General features: G+C 45.6%; 3 protein-coding genes. All 3 read right to left on the minus strand.

From position 1 onward, the window contains the following. On the minus strand, positions 1 to 551 hold a 551-nt coding region (locus tag QT974_RS34350), incomplete at its 3' end, for an FGGY family carbohydrate kinase (protein ID WP_333472814.1). A 37-nt stretch (positions 552 to 588) separates the two neighbouring features. Further along, complete coding sequence (locus QT974_RS34355) at positions 589 to 813, minus strand: type II toxin-antitoxin system HicB family antitoxin (RefSeq protein ID WP_333472815.1); 225 nt, start codon at positions 811 to 813, stop codon at positions 589 to 591. A gap of 12 nt (positions 814 to 825) precedes the next feature. Next, positions 826 to 975 carry a hypothetical protein gene (locus QT974_RS34360; protein WP_333472816.1) on the minus strand — a complete coding sequence of 50 codons (150 nt, stop codon included), beginning with the start codon at positions 973 to 975 and terminating at the stop codon, positions 826 to 828. Between the last annotated feature and the right edge of the window lie 461 nt (positions 976 to 1436).

A 1436-nucleotide genomic window follows, 5' to 3' on the forward strand; every position in this document is an offset into this window, starting at 1 on the left:
CCCGCAATTCCCCGGATCAGCCAATCGGGATAGCACAAAGTACCAACATCGAAACCGAGTTTCAAAGCATTGTGATAGTCGCTAATTCCTAATTTTCCGTGCAGCAAAAACGCCAACCAATCGGCTTGATGCAGGAAATAAAGCGGGCTGGTAAACCCTCGAAATTCTTGCCACCAGAGGAGTTTGGCGAGGCTGGATGTGGCGCTTAAGACTGTGTGGTTGGGTGGCGCGATCGCCCTTAACCTCTCTGTCACCGCTGCACCGCGCGCATCGTTGTATAAAATCGGTTCGCAGACTGGTATACCGTCAGTATCGCACAGCATGACTGTGGAAGATGTGCCATCAAGGGCGATCGCGCTTACCTGATTGCGGATAGTTGCGGGGATTTGCTCAATTACAGCCGAGAGTGCATTTTGCCACACCGAGGGCAATTCCGGCTGTTGTGCGCCGGCAAAAGTGCATTCTGTCTCGCAATGGATTGTACCCTGGGAGTCGATGACAGTCGATCGAGCGCCCGTGGTGCCAAAATCTATTCCCAAATAAAGATTCATTTATAGCAATTGACAGTTGACAGTTGACAGTTGACAGTTATTGTAGGGTGTGTCGTGCTTCGATATATTCACATAGCGTAGTTGGTTCGGGAATCGGTAAACCTTCTTCTCGCAATCCTTCTAAGTGAAATTCGATCGCTTCTTTAATTTGCTGCTGTACTTCCGCAAGGGTAGCGCCTGTGGCTGCACATCCAAGTAAATCGGGCGCATAAGCTGAATAGTTATTGGGTGTTTTTTCAATGACGATCGCATAACGCATCATTTAGCCTCGACTTTAGAGTAGATTATCTTTGAGTAGTTGAGCTTTGACATCATCGAGGCTAATGCCTTTTCCTTCTCGAAATTGCTGGCGAGACTTCCTAACTCTTTCTTTAAATAGGGGATGATTTTCTAAATCGCAATCAAAGATTTTATCTGCTTTCATAGGTGTATTCACGCTTGCCTTATACCAATTTGCGTCAGGGGTTAAAACCCCTGCCTCAAAGTTTAAGTCCACAGCTAGGAGGACTAATGAGTTTTTCAGTTTTCCTCGCTGTGGACTTTCACTATTAGACGGGGTTTTAACCGCTGGCGGGTTCAGCTTAATTCGCGATTTTGTTGTTTGAAAAGTAAACCCCCGCGTAGCAGGTAATCAAATGACCAAAAGCCGATAACTTCGTAAAAAAAGGTTCGATAAAAAAGACTTAACAAGGGACTGAAATCGCTATTAATTACAGATTAAAGCTCTTGATGGGATGCCAGCAGAGATGGTTTTAAATGTGGAACAGCAGATCCAGGTAAGGACATCGCATTGCCGATATGTGTCAACTTAAGTCTGAAACCTTTGTATCTCTCGCTTTTTTCAGAGGCTTCTTCCCCCTAAATCTCCCTTAAGAAGGGGGACTT

Source organism: Microcoleus sp. BM001215392 (assembly GCF_036700185.1).
In the GTDB taxonomy this organism is placed as follows: Bacteria; Cyanobacteriota; Cyanobacteriia; order Cyanobacteriales; family Microcoleaceae; genus Microcoleus.

Coding starts and splice junctions, on each gene's coding strand:
- QT974_RS34360 (WP_333472816.1), bottom strand. CDS start 975: ATGAAAGCAGATAAAATCTTTGATTGCGATTTAGAAAATCATCCCCTA.
- QT974_RS34355 (WP_333472815.1), bottom strand. CDS start 813: ATGATGCGTTATGCGATCGTCATTGAAAAAACACCCAATAACTATTCA.